Below are 21,480 nucleotides of genomic sequence, written 5' to 3'. Positions count from 1 at the left end.
TTCCACAAGTTCCTTTTTCCTTTTCGAATCGTCTATATGGTAGTTATGAAAAGGCCGTCAAAAACCATAACGACTTTTGACGGCTGTATTTTAATGAATTAAGCCCACCACATCTCGCCTGCAGAATTGTGGATTAACACATCGTTTAAGTTTTTCACTGCACGGGCAAATCCTTCTTCAATCGACATGATCGGATCTTCATGTTCAATACTGACGACGTAGTCATAGTTGTACATACGAAGAGTGCTCATCATATTTGACCATTCTTGCAAACCGTGCCCGCATCCAACGCTGCGGAATGTCCATGCGCGTGTTCGTACTTGTCCATATGGCTGCATGTCGGTCAACCCGTACATGTTGACGTTATCTTGATCGATATACGTATCTTTTGCATGGAAATGATGGATCGCACCCGCTGCGCCAAGAATTTTAATCGCGGCAACCGGATCAATTCCCTGCCACCACATATGACTTGGATCGAAGTTCGCACCGATCGCGTCATTCGTTGCTTCCCGCAATTTTAACATCGTGTATGGTGTATGCACAAGGAAGCCTCCATGCAGTTCAATCCCAATTTTCACGTTATGCTGCTTCGCGAGTTCCCCGATTTCTTTCCAGTATGGAATGAGTTTATTTTCCCACTGCCATGTTAATACATCATTGTATTCGGCCGGCCACGGTACGACTGGCCAATTCGGCTGCTTCGCTTCATCTGAATCACCGGCTGTGCCAGAAAATGCATTGACGACCGGCACACCAAGAAGAGAGGCTAGTTTAATCGTTTTACGAAGCACCGTATCGGACTCTTCAGCAAATTCTTTATCTGGTGTGAGTGGATTGCCATGGCAGCTAAAGGCGCTGATTGACAGTCCACGTGATGTGACCGCTTCTAAGTAGTCGTGACGTTTTTGTTCATCTTCTAACAGTTCATCTAGCGGGCAATGTGCGTTACCAGGATAGCAGCCTGTACCAATTTCCACAGCATCAAGGCCCGATGTTTTTACATGATCGAGCATCTCCTCAAACGATTTGTTTGCAAATAATACAGTAAATACACCAAGTTTCAACGAAATCGCTCCCTTCTTACCTTTTAATTTGAACACTGCGGCCGATTTTAGCACTTTCATAAACCGACTCGATGATGCTTGAAACGAACATCGACTCATATGCATCAAAGAGCGGCACACAATCGCCTAAGCAGCACTGTACAAAATGTTCCGCCTGTAAAATCTCAAACGGCCTGTCTTCCGGCATCCACGTAACATCCGAATTCAGCAAAACACCATTTTCTGCTTTATTGACACGCAGCGGAAATACATCCAGTCCACCTTTCGTTCCGGAAATACTGATTGTCTCCTCATCCTGAAAAATATTTGCGGCCCATGATGTTTCGAGCATGACCGTCGCGCCGCTTTCGAGACGAATAAATGCTGTCGCATGGTCTTCCACTTCAAATGTGGCCGGATTAATGGTGCCCCATTCGTTCACCAAATCTTTTTGCCTACTTACATGATTGTATGTTGTACCGCTTACTTCCGTCGGCTTTGAACTGCCGGTCAGCCAGAGAGCCAGGTCAAGCAAGTGACAGCCATAGTCAATTAATGTGCCGCCGCCTTGCAAATCCCGATTTGTAAATACGCCCCATCCCGGCACTTTCCGGCGGCGCATTGCTTTAATACGGATAACGAGCGGTTCGCCGATTTCACCGCTGGCGATAATTCGTTTTGCCGCACGTGCTTCTTTCATAAAACGGTAGTGGTAAGCAATTGTAAGCACCTTGCACGACTTTTCCGCCGCTGCAATCATGTCTTCACACTCTTTTGTATTCAGTGCCATCGGTTTTTCACACATGACATGAACACCAGCATTTAGCGCTTGAATCGCTGCTGGTGCATGAAACTTATTCGGCGTTGTGATGAGAAGCGCATCAATTTTCCCCAACATGTCTCCTAGATCTGTGCACACATGTTCAATATTGAACGTATTAGCTACGTTTTGTGCTCGCTCTTCGTTTATATCCATGACGGCTGTGATCGACGCTTCTTTCACATGATGGAACGCTGGAATATGTCGTCCTTTTGCAATTTCACCGGTCCCTAAAATACCGATTTTTAACTTTGTCACGTTCTCCACCTCTACTTAAATGGGCACAATTTGTTTTTTCTCATGGGAGTCTAATGCGGCAAGAATGACAGCTAGCGATTTTTTCCCTTCTTCTCCGTTCACTAGCGGCTCGCTGTCATTTAAAATACAATCAATGAAATGTTCAATAACTTGTGTACTCGTCTGTTTACCTTCCGCGTTCGATTGAATGGCGCCTAAACTGTGACGCTCGCTATTGCCATTTTTATATTCAATAATAAGCGAATAATCTGGATCATCTTCTAGACGCATGATACCGTTTTCCGCATAAAATACCGTCGAGTTATCTTCAGTACCGTTATACGCCCAGCTTGCCGCAAGTGTACCGATAATGCCACTTTCTGTTTTCAAAATGCAGACCGCATTGTCATCGACGGTTGAGTTTTGTTTCGCAGATGTTTCAACAAACGCTGCTGCTTCCACAAATTCTTCACCTAGCAAATAACGGAGTAAATCTGTTTTATGAACGCCTAAATCGCCCATAGCACCAATAAATGCGCGTTTTTTATCAAAGAACCAGCTGTTTGATCCGTCCGCACTCCAACTCTCTGGACCACCATGGCCAAATGCTGTGCGGAAACTATATATTTTGCCAAGATTCCCGCTCTCAATGATGCTTCGCGCTTTTGAATGAGATGGGACGAAGCGCTGATTATGCGCGATCATCAATGTCTTGCCGCTCGATTCAGCAGCTGCAACCATGGCATCTGCTTCTTCAGCGGATGTTGCCATAGGCTTTTCACAAAGAACATGTTTGAAGGCTTCAAGCGCTGCAATGGAAATCGGAGCATGGAGAGCATTCGGTGTACACACACTGATGACATCCACTTCTTCTTGCTTTAGTAATTCTTTGTAGTTTGTGTATGCTTTTGCGTTATATTCATGCGCAAATTTCTGCGCACGTTCTAACACAATGTCGCAAAAGGCAACGAGTTCAACGTTTTCATTTCCCGCATATTCTGGAATATGGCGATATTTTGCAATACTTCCGCATCCAATCACGCCTACTTTAATTTTTGTCATGTCTTCAGTCTCCTTTTAACATTTCAATTGGTTTTGCATTGCCGTAGACCGGCCGCTTACGCTTCACTGGCGCTGCCCATTTCACTGCATTTTTAATAATCGTTTGGACGTTTTCATTATAATATGTAGGGTACGTTTCATGCCCTGGCCGGAAATAGAATATCTTCCCATTTCCTCGCTTGTACGTCATGCCGCTTCTAAACACTTCGCCTCCTTCAAACCAGCTCATGAAAACAAGCTCATCCGGGGCTGGTATATCGAAGTGTTCACCATACATTTCTTCCTGCTCAAGTTCAAAGTATTCACCGATACCTGCTGCGATCGGATGGGCCGGGTCGATTACCCAAATCCGTTCTTTTTCGCCTGCTTCCCGCCACTTCAAGTCGCATGTTGTGCCCATTAATGATTTGAAAATTTTCGAAAAGTGGCCGGAATGGAGAACGATTAGTCCCATGCCTTCTAGTACGCGCTGCTGTACTTTTCCGACGATCTCATCACTCACTTCCTCATGCGCAACATGTCCCCACCAGATTAATACATCTGTACTGTCCAGCACATCTTCTGTCAATCCGTGTTCTATTTCATCCAGCGTAGCTGTTTTAACGCTAACACGGTCTTTCTTTAAAAAACGAGCAATGACTTGATGAATGCCTTCTGGGTAAATATTTTTTGCAAGGGGCTTTGTTTTTTCATGACGGTATTCGTTCCAAACGGTCACATTCATTTGATCGCCTCATTCTCTATTTTTTTATGACTGGCGCTCGTCAATGTGCAGCAGCGGCTGCCTTATACGTATCACCGGTTGTCCTCCATATACTGTATTCCCCATCGTGAAGAAGATCACTCATCCTTCCATTGTTTTCTCTTACTTTATTATTTTGCCGCACGATCTAGAAACTCCTTTAATAATTTGTTTCTATGACGAAGAAATACGCTCTGATGACTAAAATAATGATGCGATAACGTACAAATAATGGCACTCTTTTCACAATGGATTTTCTGCCTGATTTTTAACACTGGAAGGAACCATCCATTATAGTAAATGTATAAACAGGAAGGTGTAATTTCATTGAAAGGTCAAGCAACACCCCTATTTTACATTTTATGTAAATAAAAAAAGAAGCCATTGATTTTTATGCAAATGCATTTGGAGCTGAAGTTCAAGGGGTCCAAAAATTCGGCGAAGCGGATTTTCCGACACCACCTGAAGCAGCAGATCGCATTATGCATGCCCGCTTCGGAAAAGGCGATTTCCTCATCATGGTATCAGATACGTTTTTAGAGCTACCGGTGAACATCGGCAATAATGTATCACTCGCTATCACGTTTGAAAGCGAAGAAGACATTCAATCGGTGTATGATACGCTTAGAGAAAACGGAACCGCTCATATGGAACTACAAGATACATTCTGGAACTCGAAATTCGCCAAAGTACAGGACAAATTCGGTGTTATCTGGGATCTCGACTTTCCAAAAGCAAAATAAACCGCCGGCTTCATAACCAGCTGGCGGTTTATTCTTTCTTACCATTTTACTGTTCGCTTCTCTTCACTGCTTTTTATCGCTGCTTCAATAAGACGGATCGTGTTTACACCATCTTCCCCTGGCACCGGACAATCCGCTCCGTTTCTTATGCAGTCGTAAACACCTTTATAATAGTTCATATACGCCCCCGGTACCGTCACGATCTTTTCTTCACTCTCTTCTGTATAAAGCGTTCCATACAATTCCGGCCGGTCCATTCCCCATCCTTCATCACCTGGCCGCTTGCCTTCTTTTAAATCACTCTCCTGACCGTCTTCTCCATATTTAATAAACGTCCCCTTATCGCCGTGTACTTTATACTTCGGACCTTGTTCAAGCGCTAGCAGCCCACAATGTAAGATGGCTCGCTTTTTCCCATACGCCAAAATAATATGGAAATAATCATCCGTCTTCCCATCCTCGCGCTGTACTTGCACATCCGCTGTCACAGAATGTGGCATACCAAATAAATAAAGTGCTTGATCAATTAAATGGGCGCCAAGATCATACAACATCCCTGCCCCTGGCTCCGCTTTCTCACGCCAGCCGCCGACAAGCACCGGACAGAATCGATCATACCGTGCTTCATATGTATTTATATCACCAAGTGCCCCATCATCTATCAGCTTTTTCACCGTCTGAAAATTTCCATCATAACGGCGGTTTTGATACACGCTCAGCATCACATCGTGTTTCTCTGCAAGCTGCACAAGCTCGTCCCCTTTCGCTGATTCAATGACCATCGGCTTTTCAATAATGACATGCTTGCCTGCTTCAATGCTGCGTTTTGCCATGTCAAAATGAAATTCATTTGGCGTCGTAATAATGATGAGCTCCACATCAGCATCACGGATGACCAATTCAAAGTCATTTGTCACTTCCGTATCCGGAAAATCTTTTTTCACCTTTTCTTCATTTGAAGACATAATCTTCACAACTGAAAACTCGTCCATCGTCTTCATGAATGGTGCATGGAATGTGAACCCTGAAAGGCCGTAGCCGACTAGCCCTGTTTGAATGGCTTTTATCACGTTCATTCCCTCCCTTTTTAAAAAAGACATATTATGAAACTAGTTCAATTTCACATGAATGATATAGTATAATGACAGATACGGGAATAATGTGTACTTTTTTACTATTTCGCTTTCAAGGAGTTAGATAAAGAATGGCTCGAAATGATTACCGCTCGATGCTCTTGCAGCGGATGGAAAAAACATTTTCTAATTGGTCTGATACTGAACATGTCAAAGAACAGGAACTATACCGGTTTTTGCATACAATGAAAGGGACTTCTGGTACGATCGGCATGACCGATTTGGCTCGTTTTTGTTCTGGACAATTGGATACATTAACGGAAACGAGTGATGCATTGATCCCTGTCCGTTCCTTAAAAAACTTCATTTCGCTCATGCGTAATTTTTTCGTTCAAGACAGCACACCTATTCAAGTACATACTTCAACCAATTTGACATCTGCTGAAAACAACGATTCATTCGTCCTTATTATTGATGATGATCTGGAATTTGTCTCTTACGTAAAAGAAAACTTAGAAAAAAGCGGCATACAAGTCGTTATCGCACTTGATGGTAAAAAAGGATTGGAGTTATTTTACACACTCCTGCCCAATATGTTGATTGTTGATATTCAGCTTCCTGATATGAATGGCTTTGATATTCTTGCACAAATTGGCGACATTGCCCGTTCACGCTACGTCCCGATCGCGATCGTTAGTGGAGACAATTCAAAAGAAAACATCACTCGTGCCTATACGATGGGCGCAATGGACTTTGTCATTAAGCCGATTGATATGAGTGTCTTTATCCCCTATGTCCATAACCGGCTTCAATATAAAAAAGCCATTTGGCAGTCTGCCTCCATTGACGAATTAACCGGAGCAGGAAACCGCCGCCAATTTAATGATACATTCGCTCAATTTTCTGCCCTTGCTGAGCGGACACGCCGTTCATTTACCCTCGTTATGATGGACCTTGATCATTTCAAGAAGGTGAATGATCACTATGGACATCCAATGGGTGATGACGTATTGCGTTCGTTCAGCCGGGTCGTATTAAATATGAAACGCGAAACGGATTTCTTTTTCCGTTATGGCGGGGAAGAATTTGCGCTATTATTGATGGACACAACACCGGATGAATCGATTATTTTAGTGGAACGAATTCGTGAAAAAATAGCAGACATCACCTTTACTGCACCGTCCAGCGAACCTTTTCATGTGACCTTTTCAGCTGGTGCATCCGAATACCGTATCAATCCAGAGATCCTTTTAAATGAAGCGGATCAGGCGCTTTATCAAGCGAAACGGAATGGACGAAATCAAACTGTTATTTACCAGTTGAATAACAGCGATGTAAAACGCCATCTCAACGTGATGATCATTGATGATGATCTCCTCGTTCGAACAATGCTTGTCAAACAGTTTTCAAACTGGACATCTGATGATATGGATATCGTCGTCCACGAATATCCGGATGGTTATTCTTTCCTTGAATCTGATTGGTACAAGGCGGATGAAAACTATATGATTCTGCTTGACGGCATGATGCCGAAAATGGACGGAATTGAAGTACTCTCCACTTTGCGCAAGCGGTATCCAGATGACAACATCATCGTCTCTATGTTGACCGGGCGAACGAGCGAATCTGATATCATTTTAGCGCTAAAAAAAGGAGCGGACGACTACATTATTAAACCATTTCACCCTCAGGAAGTGCTCGCCCGGGTACAGCGACTAACAGAAAGACTGATTAAATGATTTTATTCATCATTGTCTATACCATCCTAGGTTTGATTTTTTTTCAGATCGTCCTGCTCGCTTTTTTATCTATTCGTAAATGGAGACATAATGTGGATGAAAAAGAAATCAATCACTTGTATAACAGTCTTCTGGATCCCTTTACTTCCTATATGATTGGACATGATCAACATCTATTTATTGATCAAATAGAGACGATACGCCATCGTTCTATTCTTGTTGAAAAATTATTAGCGTATTATGTAGCCGTAATCAAAGACAGTTCTTTTTCTCAGGAAGTAAACGTGTTATCGGAAAAATATTTAAGCGGCCCATACACAGCTGTATTGAAAAAAAACAACTGGGCAAAGCGAATTAATACGCTTCATTTTATTGAAGATTTTAAGATTCAGTCATTGTCTACGTTGCTTCTGGAACGTTTGTGCAAAGTCAAAAAGTTGGATGTAGAAGCACAGCAGCTCATTCGTACACTCGCTTCATTAAATGAAACAAGTGTGCTTGACTTCTTGCGTAAATACCCAAATGCACCTATGCGGCTTTATCTTGATTCATTTAGCCGTCTAGATCGAAAGCTTGCAGAACAGGAAATCGAAAAGGCCTTAGCCGAAAACTTCATTCCCATCAAGTTATCCGCTATTGCATTTATCGGCACGGCCAGACTTCTTTCCTTTCGCACTCATGTAGAACACGAACTGCAAAATACGACAACAGAAATACGAATTCAGTCGTTAAAAACACTCTTCCGTCTACATTATATGGACAATCCAGGTGCACTAGAACCATTTTTTCATTCCGACAACTGGGCGGAAAGAATGTTTGCAGCACGGATTGCCGGTGTAATGACTCTTGAGCGCTTTAAACCGAAGCTTCGTCACTTGCTCAGTGATCAAGTTTGGTGGGTACGATATTCAGCTGCTGAAGCATTTTCTTATTTTGGAGATGGTGAACTGCTGCTCACCTATTTTTCAGAAAACCATGAAGACCAGTTTGCACGCGACATGGCAAAACAGTGGATCATACTTAAATCAGGGGGACAAGCGTGATGGATTCTAGCCTTTCTTTTTTTCTTGTACTGTCATGGCTTGTGATCGCTTATATGGTTTTCTCCAGTTTAAGTTACGTTCTCCTTTTTTCAATTGCGCTACGCAAAGTATGGCGTGAAGGCCAAATTGATAAACGAGAATCGGTTAAGAATTTAGCTGTAAATGAACAGACTTTCCCTGTTTCTGTGCTCGTTCCCGCTTATAATGAAGAAGTCGGTGTTGTCAGCACAGTACGGTCGCTGCTTGCGCTTGAATATCCCCAATTCGAAATCATCGTCATCGATGACGGATCAAAAGATGCGACAGCGGAAAAAATGATCCAAGAATTTCAAATGAAAGAAGTACCTTTCGCACTTAGAAAATATTTGGAGACCGAGCACGTTTTAGCGACCTATCAATCTGATTTATTTCCACATATTCGGCTCATTAAAAAAGTAAATGGGGGCAAAGCAGATGCACTGAATGCAGGTATCAATTTGTCCTTGTATCCATACTTTTGTGCAATTGATGGCGACTCCATCCTCGAACAAGATGCACTTTTAAAATCAATGAAGCCTATTATCGACTCAAATGGCGAGGTAATCGTAACGGGTGGCTCTGTCCGTATCGCGAATGGCTCCGTTATTTCCCGCAGTAAAGTAGAACACATTATTCTGCCGCGAAATCCGGTTGTGCTCATGCAAATTGTTGAGTATTTTCGAGCGTTCTTAATTGGCCGCATCGGCTTCAGCCGAATGAATATTTTACTCATTGTCTCGGGTGCATTTGGCCTCTTTAACAAAGAAAGAGTCATTCATGCTGGCGGATACAATAAAAAAACAGTCGGCGAGGATATGGAACTCGTTGTCCGCCTTCATCGCATTTTACAGGAAGAACGATCAAATGAACGAATTGAATATATTCCGGACCCTGTATGCTGGACAGAAGCCCCCGATTCTCTCTCCGTGCTGCGCTCACAACGGATTCGCTGGCAGCGCGGTTTGACAGAGACACTGTTCCTTCATAAAAAAATGTTGTTCAATCCAACATATCGATCGATCGGACTTCTCTCTATGCCATACTTTTTATTTATCGAACTTTTAGGTGCAGTATTTGAATTGGCCGGTTATTTTATCATTGTTGGCGGGTTATTCTTTTCACTTGTTGATCCGAAAATCGCCGGTATTCTGTTTCTCGTTACAATTTTCTATGGGTCGCTCATTTCAGCGCTTGCCGTTTTACTTGAAGAATTAACACTTGGCAAATATCCAAATGTCTCGGATTTGATAAAGCTTTATTTCTGGGCGCTATCGGAAACTTTCTGGTACCGGCCGCTCATGATTATTTGGCGTGTGGAAGGATTATTTGCAACTGTTCGCAAAAAGCAGCACTGGGGCGATATGAAACGAAAGGGAATTTCAAGCTAATAAAGAATGGGGCGGTGTTAGATGAAAAAGATTTTAATTGCGGATGATGAAGACATACTGCGGATGCTTATTGAGGATACGCTCGAAGATTCCGATTTGGGATTTGAAATCGATGAAGCAGAAGACGGACGTGAAGCACTGGATAAAATATTGAACGGTTCGTACGATCTGGTGATTCTTGATTACATGATGCCGCATTTAACCGGTATGGAAGTACTTGAACAACTGCGGCTTTCATCCTTTTATATACCAGTCTTAATGCTGACAGCGAAAGCGCAGGAAACTGACCGCGAGCGTGCGTTGCAAAATGGTGCTGAATACTTTATGTCAAAACCGTTCAGCCCGATTGAGTTGCTTAACCTCGTTGAAAGTATACTTGAAACATCATAAAATCGGCCTAAGTTTAATTACTTAGGCCGATTTTTTTTACTTGTCTTCTTCTGCAAATCGTTTTTTCATGATGTCATAGGACTGTTTCAGCCGTTCTGTATACTGCGGTTCATTCCATTTCTCCCATGTGTACATTTCCACATGTTTAATGACACCATCAGAGGTCTTCGGCAATGTTTGAACTGTTCCGTCGTCTTCTATTAAAGCAGCCGAAACCCCGATCCCTTTTATCGTTTCTGCTGCATTCATCCCTTCTTTGAATAAATCACCGGCTGCAAGCAGCGTACTTGGATCTTTCATGTTCAGCAGCAGCCAAGGAATCCGGATTTCAAACACACCATCCTGTTCATCGTAATAGTAATCTGCGAGCGAATCATACTCCTTCGCTTCTGGATTACTGTTACCAAAACGTAGTTTACCCGTTTCATAGTAGTCAAATGGAAGTGTTTCATTCGTATCTGGCCGAATCATTTCTTTATTCAATGTAAATCGGATCGGATTAAACACACCGCCGTTATTAACCGGCTGTTCGTGCTTTGGCTCCAACATATCAAGTTTAAATCCATATTGATACAAGAATATGTCATAATAGGCATCTACAAGCAGTTGAGCGTTTTCTTTGCCAGCAAACTTTACAACATAATCAGCATTTGATTCATAAAATGACACACCGTTCGCAACATTTGGATGTTTGCTGCCGATGAACGGATTTACATCGAAGAAAAGCATCGGTGTCCGCCTGTTAAACATATCTTTCACATCCATCCGCACATATAAATGCCGTTCATCATGCGTGACAAACAATTTGTTCAATGACTGATTTTCTTCTTCATACAGTGGTTCCTCATCTTTCCAGTCCTCTGTTTTTCCATCTGTTTTCACTTTTAATCGATCGAAACTCATCATTCCAAACTGTTGTTCATTTGTCTCTGTATTTGACCAATACGGACGACGGTCGGGATCATCAAGTTCCATCGTATTCCAAGTCCGTTTAAACCATTCATCTTGCCACGTGAAGACAAGACCGCCCATCATCCCTTCTTCAAGAATATCATCATACAGACGAACGAGCGTATTCCCTTGCTGCTTTTCGCTCATAAATCCTTGATTCCAGCCAAATGTATTTCGATGTGCCATACCTCGGGAGCCTGGAATGCCAAACTCGGCAATTAAAACTGGCATATCGTGTGCTGCTCGTAAGTCATGCAAATACCCTGCATAGTTGTTATTCTCACCGCGATGATCTTTATACTCTGTATATTTCTCATCTATATTCAAAAAATCAGGATAATATGGATATACGTGGTACGACGCAAACAGGCCTGGCCCTTGCTTTTCGATTATTCTATTTGGATCAACAGAAGCAAGATCTTCTTGTTCACTCGGCTCTGCCGGATGATCAAGCAAGTCCGTTGTGGGCCAGTTTGAAAAGCTCATCGGTCGTGTCCATCCATATGTATCCGCTTCATACCCCATTAAAACATCCATTTGACGGGCAAGCCAAATTTCCATTGGATTCGCATTTTCTGTTTTCACAAACCGGCCATTAAAATCAGCCATGCCGATATGCTTTTTACCCATATTGTCTACCATCCATGGATACCACTCAATACCAATAATCCAGCCAATAACATATGGGGATACGTCAGATCGGTAAGTTCCTGACGAATGTCCAACCTTTTTAGGCAGATTCGCTTTGCCATGGATCACGTCAGCAATCGTTTTCATTTCCTTTTGGAACATTTCGGTAATCTCAGGCGTAAAGGCATCAAGTGTTTCTTCAAGCGGCCCTTCATCAATCCAGACACCATGGAAAAGATAAATAGGCTGATCAGAGTGCTCTTCATTATAGCGCTTTAATGCATTGTAAAAACCGGGCGGGTGAATCGTATATACACGAATTGTATTCGCGTTCATTTCACCAATCTTCGTCAGCCAGCGATAATATTCTTCTTCCGTAATCGCTGCTTCTCCTGGGAACGCGCCTGGTTTACCCATGCCTAGATTGACCCCTTTAATGGTGAGGGACACCCATTTTCCATTTCGGTATACTTCAAATCGATCTCCATTGACTTTTGACATATAGGAAAGTCCATTTTCTTTGGCCATTTCCTGTTGATCTGGTGCCTCTGGTGCTTGTAGTTCCATAATGGCCTTCATCATTGGCACATATGTTTTCCAATAAAACGCTTCATCGGGATAAACAGATGCCAGTGTCAAAGCGGCACGCATTTTTGCAAAACCAGCGTACCGGTGAACAGATGAGACGCTTTGAATATCTGCATAATCGCCAGCAAAATAAAAAATATGAGAAGACCCATTCGTATGATGGACAACTGCTGGAAATGAGGCTGGTATTCCCGCCTCGTTCAGCTTCTCACGTCCGGTCGGTGACAAAGCCCACTCGTAATTTGCGATTACTTCTTCCGAATAAACAGGTGCTGTAATATCAAACCAGTATCTGTACGCAGTACTTTCTTTTAAACCGGTCATCGCTTCCCCGTTCTCTGTAAAAGAAAGTGAAATACCTTCTCCTAATACATCACCCGCTTCATCTGATAAAACAATGACTCTTGCATCCTCTTCATGAACGAGAACAAATCCGCTTCCTTCAAATGTCCAATCGTGTCCGCTAGCTTCATATTGATCAACAAGTGACGCATTTATTTCTGGATTGTCTTTTTTTAAATGATCAAACCAACGGCCTGTCCACCCGGTCGGCTGCACATGAAGGTATGCTGCGGCATCTTTCTGCACATCTTTTGAAGTCGGAGAGGCAAACGTATTAAATTCTGTAATAAGAGTCGTCTCTTTTTTTGATACATGACGTTTAATCGTTTCCCATTCTTCTGATTGCAGACCACCATACACTAACTTCGGCCGCTCCCCATTTTCATCATAAACACCATACGTATCTGCCACATAAATGTATTTTGTATTCCCTAGATCATCTGGCAGCGGCCTTGCTTCTTTTTTTTCAGGTATATACCCGTAATATTCCTTTTCATCGCCTGCACCCGTGTACCGGTAATGATTTAGAAGCCATGATAGACCGCGATGCTCCCGTCTGTCTACTGTCGGGACTGTTTTATCAAGTATGACAATGTCTCCTTCATGTTCGGGAAGAAACTCCCAAACAATACGTGGGATGAACACGATGATAAGCAGTCCAATTAGTATCAATACATATTTTTTAATGATCAGCACCACCTTGTGCTTCATCCGGATACAAAATTCTCCCGTCTTGAACCGGTGTGTGTAAAAAGCTTAACACTGTTTCCGAAAGTTGAAGGGGCGGATACGGTTTCGTCAAATAATGTTCAATGCCATATAAGCACATTTTTTCATCCGCCCGATCAAGCGCCGATGAGATGATAATGGGAATATTCTTCGTTTGGACCTCTTCCTTTAGCATGCGAACAAGATCCCAGCCATCCAGTTCTTCTCCAAGCATAATATCAATGACAATTCCGATAAGCGGTCTCTGCCTCGCTTCTTCAAACGCTGATTGTGGACTTGAATGATAGATAACCGCGAACCCTTTCATTTTTAATTCTTCTGAGAGGAGCATTGCTAGACTCGTGTCGTCTTCTACAAGCATCACTGTATCGCGCCCTTCTAATGTTTCCTGTGCAACGGCTTCATTTTTATTCGGATGAGCGAGCGGTATCGTAAACTTGACGGTTGTCCCTTTCCCTTCATCCGAATCGATCGATATTTTCCCGCTATGCTTTTCAACAATTTCACGGCAAATGGCCAGTCCAAGGCCCGTTCCGCCAATTTTTCGGCTAGCACTATTGTCAATACGCTGAAATTTTGTGAATAGCTTCGAGACTTCCTCTGTCGGAATGCCGATCCCTTGGTCGCGGACAACTACTGCTAAATCGGCTTGTTCATTTTTCAGCATAATGGTCACTTGTCCGCCTGCTGGTGAAAACTTCACTGCGTTGCTTATGATATTTGTCATCACTTGGATGATCCGTTCCCGGTCCGCATAAACCGTTACATCAGCAGCTTCATCTACAATCGTAAAATCATGAACTGTTTTAGACCGGAACTGTGCGGCTGTTTCAACAATCACTTCATTCATTTTAATCGCGGACATGCTATACACTTGGCTGCCTGCTTCCATCCGCTGCAAATCAAGAAAATCATTAATTAAGTTTGTCAACCGCTGTGCTTCTTTATAGATCGTCTCCAAATAACGCTTTTGCTTTAGCGGCTTTAGCTCCTTTGTCATCAGTAATTCTGTAAATCCGAGTACGCTCGATAGCGGCGTACGCAGTTCATGGCTTACTGTGCTGACAAGCTCTGTCTTCATCTTATCCACTTCATGTTCTTGCGTAATGTCCCGGTGCACGAAAATAGTTCCCGTCTTCTCTCCATCTAACATAGTAGATGTACTGTATACATCGATTACACGCTCTTGACTTCCATGAATCACATAAGAAAAGTGCCTCAATTCATTTGATTGATTTGCCAAACAAGCTTCAAAGAATGCCCGGAGCTCTTCCGGATTTTCTGTTTTCTTTGTAAAAGTATCCAGCCATTCCTCTCTTAATACGAGCGCCTCTTCTGTCATCACACCGAAGTCCATTAATTCATAAAGAGCCTTGTTATGCTGCACCATGTCCCCTTCGTAAGAAATAAACTGAATGCCTTCATGAATATTATTCACGATACTTTCATTCAACGTCCGCTCTCGTACCGCCTGTTCATAAAGCTGAATACGTTCAATCGCCAGATAAACACGGTTTAATAGCCCATATAAATCTTCCTGCTCCTTATTGGAAAAAGTCCGGCCAATTCTTGAACATCCAAATAAAGCAATAACCCCGCCATCTGGATTTCTTATACCTGATATATAATCGTGGACATACACATTCCCATCTGCAAGTCCTTTTTCATGTAGGGCTTCCCTTTTCACTATAAAATAAGGTGTTTCTTCCAATCGTCGATCTACATAGTCGATTCGATTCTCCATAAAGTCATTGAACATAGCAGTTGTAAGTCCTTTTAGTGCGTACTCGCCGCTTTCCCGTAGCCAGAACAATCCGAGATCAATTTCATACACTTTATCAAAATAACGAAGGACGGAATCCGTCAGTTCTTGCTTATCAAGTGAAAAAGACAGCACATGATTAAGCTCGTTGTAGCGTTCGAGCCGCTCTTTCGTTTGTTCTGTTTCCTTAAGCGATTCCTCCATTTTCAACTGCCGCTCCTGTAGCTCATCTTGCTGCATCATTAATTCTTCGTTTTGAGCGGTAAGCTCTTCTTCTTTATCTTGAATCGTATGAATCATCGTGGCAAAGGAAGAAGCTAAAACCCCAATCTCATCGTTCCGATTTAGCGGGAGCAGTGAGAAACTTTTGCCGTCAGCATAATGATCCGCTACACGCCGCATATGTTCAAGCGGCTTGACAATGTCATTGATCGTGCGCCAAATAAGGGTCGAAATAATAACAATTAACATAACGATCAAGCCCATCATAGCCATCGTATACTGACTGGATTGTTCCAGCATTTGTGATGACAGCTGTTCAAGTTCATCATCAATATTTACCTTATATGCTTTTGTATCAGCCATGAATTGGTCGACCATATCCCCCACTCCGCTTTTTGAAAGCTTGCTCAGCCCTTCGTAATCATTCGCTTTTACAAACGCAATGGCCACCGGCAACGTCTCGTTTTCGTATGGGATAAGAAAGGCAGCTAATTCATCTGCCAGTTGACTTTCTTGCGATGTCAGTTTCAATTTCCCTAACTCATTTAATGTTTCTTTTACTTGTTCTAGATCTTCATAAATGCGCGTTCGTTCACCCTCGTCCTTAAAAGCGTAATAACCTCGGGCACTGTAAAACAAATCATGCAAAGAATCTCGTAACTCTTCTAAAATGAGCTGTTTATCATAAAGTTGCTCACGCTTTTCTATCATTTCATCTTGCTTATTTTCCATATATAAATAGGCTCCCGTTCCAATAAGAACGAAAACAAAAAGCATCGACAGCACCGCACGTAAATAACGACGTCGAATGCCTGATTTCGACAAAACTTCCATCCTAACTCCCCCATTCGTGCTTCTTCTTTCCATTATAATCCTCTATCACACCCCCGGAAAGCAAAAAAACCCGCACAGATGGCGGGTTATTGGTTATCTGATGAAAACATATAATGACGTTCATTAAAGGTAATAGAAAAAACGAGCGCAAGCGCAAGCATATTCCCCATAAGGGAACTTCCTCCATAGCTAATAAACGGCAATGGTATTCCAGTAATCGGAAGTAAACCAATTGTCATACCAATATTTTGAAACGCATGGAACGTAATCATCGCAATCACGCCGGCACACATATACGAATAATACGGCACTTTCGTTGCGAGTGCGAGTTTCGTAATGTGGTAAATAAGCACAAAAAATAAGCTAACAACGATCGACGCCCCGATAAAACCGTACTCTTCTCCGATTATACTGAAAATAAAATCTGTATGGCTTTCCGGCAAATAGACTTCACGAAAACCAAATCCTTTTCCCATCGTCTGGCCCGATCCAATCGCGAGCAATGATCTTGTTAAATGGAAGCCGGTCGTGCTTTCATAATTATACGGATCAAGCCACGAATAAATACGTCCAAATTGATATTGCTTGACACCAAGATATTTTTCCAATATGGCTGGTTTCCAAAGTACCAAATAAAAAATGAGCGTGATCAATGCCGTAGCACTACCAAAAAGCGGTACTAAAATACGCCACGTAATGCCCGAGACGAAAATCATTCCGAGCAAAATAGCAATCAGCACGAGCGATGTTCCAAGGTCGGGCTGCTGCATAATAAGCAGGAGCGGTACAGCTGTCGTTGCGCCAAGCTTTACGAGCAGCATAAAATCACTTTGAATCGTCTTAATCGGATTTTTCACATGATGATTCGCCATAATACGCGATAGCGTCAAAATGAGGAATATTTTAAAAAACTCGGATGGCTGAATTTGCCCGATTCCCGGAAACCGGTACCAACTTTTCGCTCCATTAATCGTCGGTGCAATCGATGACGGTGCAATAATTAAGAAGACTAACAGAAAAATCCCGATGCCATATAAATACCACGACATCCCATGATATTGATCCGAGTCAAAGCGGATAAACAACGTAATAATCCCGATACCAACCACATACCAGACAACTTGCCGGACGACAAAGTTTGTACCATATTGCCCGGTCGTCTGTGCACTGTAAATCGCGACGCAGCTGACAACAAATAGCATAAACAATATTAAAAACAAACCGTAATCAATCCGGCTTGATTGTTGTTCAGTATTCATTTAAATTCCTCTTTCTTCTGGAATTAGACCAACTATTATTATACCGTTATTGTGCCATTGTACAACAGTCAAACGGTTCAAAAGCAAAAATCTATATGAAATGAATACAGGCGTGCTACAATAACCATATCGCACAATAGAAAGGATGTTTTTAAGTGGAAGAAATTAAAACAAGCGATCAATTTGAACAACTAATTGCCGGCAGCGAACCGGTTATCGTTAAATTTTATGCTGGTTGGTGCCCGGACTGCACACGCATGGATATGTTTATTGACGACATTATCGCAGACTACGGACAATACAAATGGGTGAAAATCAACCGGGACGATTTCTCAGACATCGCTGAAAAGTACGATGTGATGGGCATTCCGAGTCTTTTGCTGTTCCAAGACGGCGAAAAATTGGCTCATCTCCACAGCGCCAATGCGAAATCACCGGAAGAAGTACGCGACTATTTAAAAAATTTACCTGCTTAACACGAAATATAAAATAAACCGGCCCACTTCACTTGAGGGCTGGTTTGTTTTATATTATGCACGAGTTTCTTGTTTTCGGTGCAAATCCTGATTTAAAAACGCTTCCCGTCTAACCGTTCGAGCCCTTGCTGCAACTGTTCTGTATTTAGTTCATCACCGATCACGACGATGACAGGCGGGCGTTTAAGCGGCTGCGGCTGAAAAAATGGCACGCCGTACGCATATTGAAACAGTTCCGGACGCTCACCTGAATCTTCAAATTTCACAAATCCCTTTATCCGTAGAACAGAATCTGGTAAACTGGCTACCCATTTTGTAAATTCAGCGCGTGGTACGTGATTTGTAAATTCATATGCCATTGTTCGTACATGCAAATGATGATGAGCATGATGGCCGCCATCTGAATCACTGCCGCCGCCAAATACGATCTCTTCGTCCATTTTCCCAAACACCATTTCCTGTAAAACTACTTTTTCATTCAATGATCGGATCTCTTCTTTTATTTTAGCGAGCGCTTCAATCGGCACTACATCTTTTTTTGTCAGTGCCACCACATCACTCCACCTTGCCTGGTCTTCCATCAGCTTCCGGTGTGCAATGGGCAAACGGTTTCGTTCCATCCAGCGTGCGCAGTCAACAAGTGTAATGATCCCCTTCACATTAATCTGCATCGCAATGACTGGGGACGTACAGGCATCCAGTACTTCCATCGGATGAGCAGCCCCTGTCGTCTCGATATAGATCACGTCCGGATGGTGCTCTTTATAAAGTGTCAGCAGTTCCACTTCAATTTCATCTTTGATTGTGCAGCAAATACAGCCATTCAGCATATCCCGCACGGCCGTATCTTCTCCAAGCATCGCTGAATCAACAGACATGGAGCCAATTTCATTCATTAAAACTGCGACTTTCCGTCCTGCTTTTTTCTCCTTATCTAGTAACTGCATGAGCAGCGTCGTTTTTCCGCTTCCAAGAAATCCCCCGATAATATATAAATCTGTTTTCATTTCGCCACACCTTTCACACATCGTACTTGTTATGATTTGAGTATTTAATCCTATTCTTTATTTTAACGCAAAGACACTGCCTGCAGAAACCAAAATAAAAAGCAGAAGAACAAGTCTCCCGCTTTATTCCGGTTTCATAACCAGCACTAGCTTTTCAGTAATCAAGTTGAGTATTGCTTTAAGGTCCATATCTTTCCGCTCGCCATGTGAACATGCTTCTTTCATTACTTCAAGTAATATGTACTGTTCCTTAGACATAGATTCAATGAACGCTCCTTTTCTGAGATAAAATCCCTTTACATGTATATAATCCAATTATATACATGTAAAGGGATTTTTGTATATAAGTCATTCATCATTTCTCACTGGACTTATTGCTGTTTAACGGTATAGGAACATGATCCAAATGGTGCAATTTTCTTTATATCTATCTAATCATGTGACCAGTATTCCCTCGTCCTATTCTATGTCCTCTCTACCCAGTCTGCTTTGAATAGAACCTTCATGCACAGCTTCACATCACAGACCTGTGTGATGTGGCTGAAAATCCCTTGTGAGCGTCGCTACTCTTCACTTAAATACAGTGTCATAATTACCTTCAGTAACAAATGAATCCACAACTAAGAAAATGACAAATATACCCTCGTTGTTCTGACTCAAATTAAACTAATTCTTCTATTAAATTTTTTAAAAAAGGGAGTGTTTCCAAAGATGGAGACACTCCCTTTTATCGTGACTGATCATCCGCTCAAAAATTTCGAGGCAGTCTTCTCATCTTACTAATTGCTCTGCTTTATTTTCATCCAAATGATACACATGCGTTACAGCTGCTTCTTCGATGTCTCTAAATGCCCAGTGGTCAGCTGATATATCCCTGAAGGTAGACTTAGCTACACCATTAAGTGGCCCCCGTTCAAATAGACGGTTTAGCATGACAACGGCCTGTGCACGTGTAATCGGCTGTTCCGGCTTGAAACTGCCATTTCCAAAACCGGTGATAATCCCGATTGATGACACATGAGCAATTGCATCTGACGCCCAATGCTCGGCCTTGATATCTGTAAAGTGTTTCGCTTTTTTAGTATTATCACATAGCGCTGATTCATTTTGTTTGTCGCACATACTTTTCACCCATCGACTCGCGATTGCGGCTACTTGCGCACGAGTAACAGACTGATCTGGCCGGAAGGTACCATCCTTAAATCCAAAAATCATACCAGCTTCTTTCGCAAGCTCAATTTGTTTAAATGCGAACGAACGTTTTGTATCTTTATAAGAAGGTGTTCCATCTCCTTTATAAGAAAGGTCGAGATTCCGAATGAGCATCGAAGCCATCTGTGCACGTGTCACTGATTCACTTGGCCGGAACGTTCCATCTTTAAATCCAGAAATATATGGTTTGTGAGTGGCGGTATATTTCTCCGCAAAATACTCTTCCGCACCATCCAGATAAACCATTGTAAACGTTGAGAACTTTTGAATCTCAAATGTGACGCCAAGCTCACCCGGCTTATATTCTACGATGCGACCACGAATTACTTCTTTCGTACCATCGCTATGTTCAATAAAGATCGCCAAGTTGAGCAGAATGACATCACGTTCTGCTTCATCCTTCGGCAGCGCACCTTCAATCGGGAGAGTCAACGTAACGGGACGGTTTTGCATGTTGGTCTCAATAGTCATTGGTCGACCAAGCACTTCAATTGTGGCTGTATTCAATCCAGCAATCTCGCGTACCGACTCTTCCTGCTTTGCCCGATCTTCAATCTCGATTTTCTCTTCTTCTTTTTTCACAGGAACGATGCGGAAATACAACTCTTTATTAAAATCCTTCATAGATGGAGCAGGAATGGAAATTTTTACGTTAGCTGTATCAATCGCAAGCGACGCATCAACTCCTGCGAGAGAATGCATTGCCTCTTTAGGAACAGATATATTGGTTTCCGCCACTTTATCATTCGGATCTGGAATAACAATACGGGCGGCTTTATCAGTTGAAGCGTGGACAAACGCTTCCGCTTTTTCTCGTGTAAACGTAACCGTATCTTTCACCGTTCCATCCGCTTCGGTGCGACGCTGAATCGGAGTCTGCACCACAACCGCGTCACTTCCATCCGTTACTACATCTACAGCGATTTCCTCAACCGCCGGATCTGTCGGGGCCAATACTACAACAGCCGTCCACTTTGCGTAAATCACGGTGTCTGATGTAATGTCTTTTGTGAAATCAAAGGCCGTTTTGAAATCTGCGTCAGCGTACCAGCCTCTAAATATAGAGCCCGCTTTTATTGGATCGGCAGGTTTTGTGACCTTCTCACCATATGTGATCGAAGCGTCGGACAAGTCCGTGCCGTTGAATGTCACTTTGTATTCATTTAC

At 42.6% G+C, this 21,480-nt stretch carries 18 protein-coding genes; 6 read left to right on the top strand and 12 right to left on the bottom strand.

The features are described from left to right. Positions 1–98: 98 nt before the first annotated feature. Genes BLL40_RS15035 through BLL40_RS18075 form a run of 5 tightly spaced genes read right to left on the bottom strand, consistent with a single transcriptional unit; the run spans position 99 to position 4,052 of the window. On the bottom strand, positions 99–1,067 hold the full coding sequence (locus tag BLL40_RS15035) for a sugar phosphate isomerase/epimerase family protein (RefSeq protein ID WP_073712692.1): 969 nt from the start codon (positions 1,065–1,067) through the stop codon (positions 99–101). Positions 1,068–1,083: 16 nt separating this feature from the next. Further along, positions 1,084–2,124 carry a Gfo/Idh/MocA family protein gene (locus BLL40_RS15030; RefSeq protein WP_073712683.1) on the bottom strand — a complete coding sequence of 347 codons (1,041 nt, stop codon included), beginning with the start codon at positions 2,122–2,124 and terminating at the stop codon, positions 1,084–1,086. Positions 2,125–2,139: 15 nt separating this feature from the next. Next, a complete protein-coding gene (locus tag BLL40_RS15025) occupies positions 2,140–3,165 on the bottom strand; it encodes a Gfo/Idh/MocA family protein (RefSeq protein ID WP_073712682.1) in 1,026 nt (341 codons plus the stop codon). A gap of 4 nt (positions 3,166–3,169) precedes the next feature. After that, positions 3,170–3,889: a ThuA domain-containing protein gene (locus BLL40_RS15020; protein ID WP_073712681.1), complete on the bottom strand. Its 720-nt coding sequence runs from the start codon at positions 3,887–3,889 to the stop codon at positions 3,170–3,172. Positions 3,890–3,929: 40 nt separating this feature from the next. Then, a complete protein-coding gene (locus BLL40_RS18075; RefSeq protein WP_281247276.1) occupies positions 3,930–4,052 on the bottom strand; it encodes a hypothetical protein in 123 nt (40 codons plus the stop codon). Between the two features lie 223 nt (positions 4,053–4,275). On the opposite strand from BLL40_RS18075, the gene BLL40_RS15015 reads away from it, so the two are divergent. Beyond that, entirely contained in the window at positions 4,276–4,650 is a 375-nt protein-coding gene (locus BLL40_RS15015) for a VOC family protein (protein ID WP_073712680.1), read from the top strand. A gap of 38 nt (positions 4,651–4,688) precedes the next feature. On the opposite strand, the gene BLL40_RS15010 is transcribed toward BLL40_RS15015, so the two are convergent. Then, positions 4,689–5,726 carry an oxidoreductase gene (locus tag BLL40_RS15010; protein ID WP_173799933.1) on the bottom strand — a complete coding sequence of 346 codons (1,038 nt, stop codon included), beginning with the start codon at positions 5,724–5,726 and terminating at the stop codon, positions 4,689–4,691. Between the two features lie 128 nt (positions 5,727–5,854). On the opposite strand from BLL40_RS15010, the gene BLL40_RS15005 reads away from it, so the two are divergent. The 4 genes from BLL40_RS15005 (at position 5,855) to BLL40_RS14990 (ending at position 10,301) form a co-directional block, all read left to right on the top strand. Next, complete coding sequence (locus tag BLL40_RS15005; protein ID WP_073712678.1) at positions 5,855–7,462, top strand: diguanylate cyclase; 1,608 nt, start codon at positions 5,855–5,857, stop codon at positions 7,460–7,462. A gap of 92 nt (positions 7,463–7,554) precedes the next feature. Then, positions 7,555–8,505 carry a HEAT repeat domain-containing protein gene (locus BLL40_RS15000; protein ID WP_245797969.1) on the top strand — a complete coding sequence of 317 codons (951 nt, stop codon included), beginning with the start codon at positions 7,555–7,557 and terminating at the stop codon, positions 8,503–8,505. Then, entirely contained in the window at positions 8,505–9,911 is a 1,407-nt protein-coding gene (locus BLL40_RS14995) for a glycosyltransferase family 2 protein (protein ID WP_073712676.1), read from the top strand. Before BLL40_RS15000 ends, BLL40_RS14995 begins: the two co-directional genes overlap by 1 nt. Before the next feature lie 21 nt (positions 9,912–9,932). After that, positions 9,933–10,301, top strand: a complete 369-nt coding sequence (locus tag BLL40_RS14990; protein WP_073712675.1) for a response regulator transcription factor — start codon at positions 9,933–9,935, stop codon at positions 10,299–10,301. A 36-nt stretch (positions 10,302–10,337) separates the two neighbouring features. On the opposite strand, the gene BLL40_RS14985 is transcribed toward BLL40_RS14990, so the two are convergent. The 3 genes from BLL40_RS14985 to BLL40_RS14975 form a co-directional block, all read right to left on the bottom strand. Further along, a complete protein-coding gene (locus BLL40_RS14985; RefSeq protein WP_245797968.1) occupies positions 10,338–13,523 on the bottom strand; it encodes a hypothetical protein in 3,186 nt (1,061 codons plus the stop codon). Then, positions 13,495–16,359: an ATP-binding protein gene (locus BLL40_RS14980; RefSeq protein ID WP_073712674.1), complete on the bottom strand. Its 2,865-nt coding sequence runs from the start codon at positions 16,357–16,359 to the stop codon at positions 13,495–13,497. Before BLL40_RS14980 ends, BLL40_RS14985 begins: the two co-directional genes overlap by 29 nt. 86 nt (positions 16,360–16,445) lie before the next feature. After that, positions 16,446–17,618, bottom strand: a complete 1,173-nt coding sequence (locus BLL40_RS14975) for an FtsW/RodA/SpoVE family cell cycle protein (RefSeq protein ID WP_073712673.1) — start codon at positions 17,616–17,618, stop codon at positions 16,446–16,448. 155 nt (positions 17,619–17,773) lie between these two features. On the opposite strand from BLL40_RS14975, the gene BLL40_RS14970 reads away from it, so the two are divergent. Further along, positions 17,774–18,094: a thioredoxin family protein gene (locus BLL40_RS14970; RefSeq protein WP_073712672.1), complete on the top strand. Its 321-nt coding sequence runs from the start codon at positions 17,774–17,776 to the stop codon at positions 18,092–18,094. A gap of 92 nt (positions 18,095–18,186) precedes the next feature. Here the strand turns inward: BLL40_RS14970 and BLL40_RS14965 are convergent, their stop codons facing one another. From BLL40_RS14965 to BLL40_RS14960, 3 genes are all read right to left on the bottom strand, one after another. Further along, entirely contained in the window at positions 18,187–19,101 is a 915-nt protein-coding gene (locus tag BLL40_RS14965; RefSeq protein WP_083566560.1) for a CobW family GTP-binding protein, read from the bottom strand. Between the two features lie 123 nt (positions 19,102–19,224). Beyond that, positions 19,225–19,359: a hypothetical protein gene (locus tag BLL40_RS18070; protein ID WP_281247275.1), complete on the bottom strand. Its 135-nt coding sequence runs from the start codon at positions 19,357–19,359 to the stop codon at positions 19,225–19,227. A 513-nt stretch (positions 19,360–19,872) separates the two neighbouring features. Further along, the coding region (locus BLL40_RS14960; protein ID WP_073712670.1) for an S-layer homology domain-containing protein at positions 19,873–21,480 on the bottom strand (1,608 nt) is incomplete at its 5' end.

The sequence above is a fragment of the Domibacillus mangrovi genome (genome assembly GCF_001906925.1).
Taxonomy (GTDB): Bacteria; Bacillota; Bacilli; order Bacillales; family Domibacillaceae; genus Domibacillus; species Domibacillus mangrovi.
The sequence above is the reverse complement of the archived record's forward strand: the minus strand, read 5'-3'. Positions and strand labels throughout refer to the sequence as shown.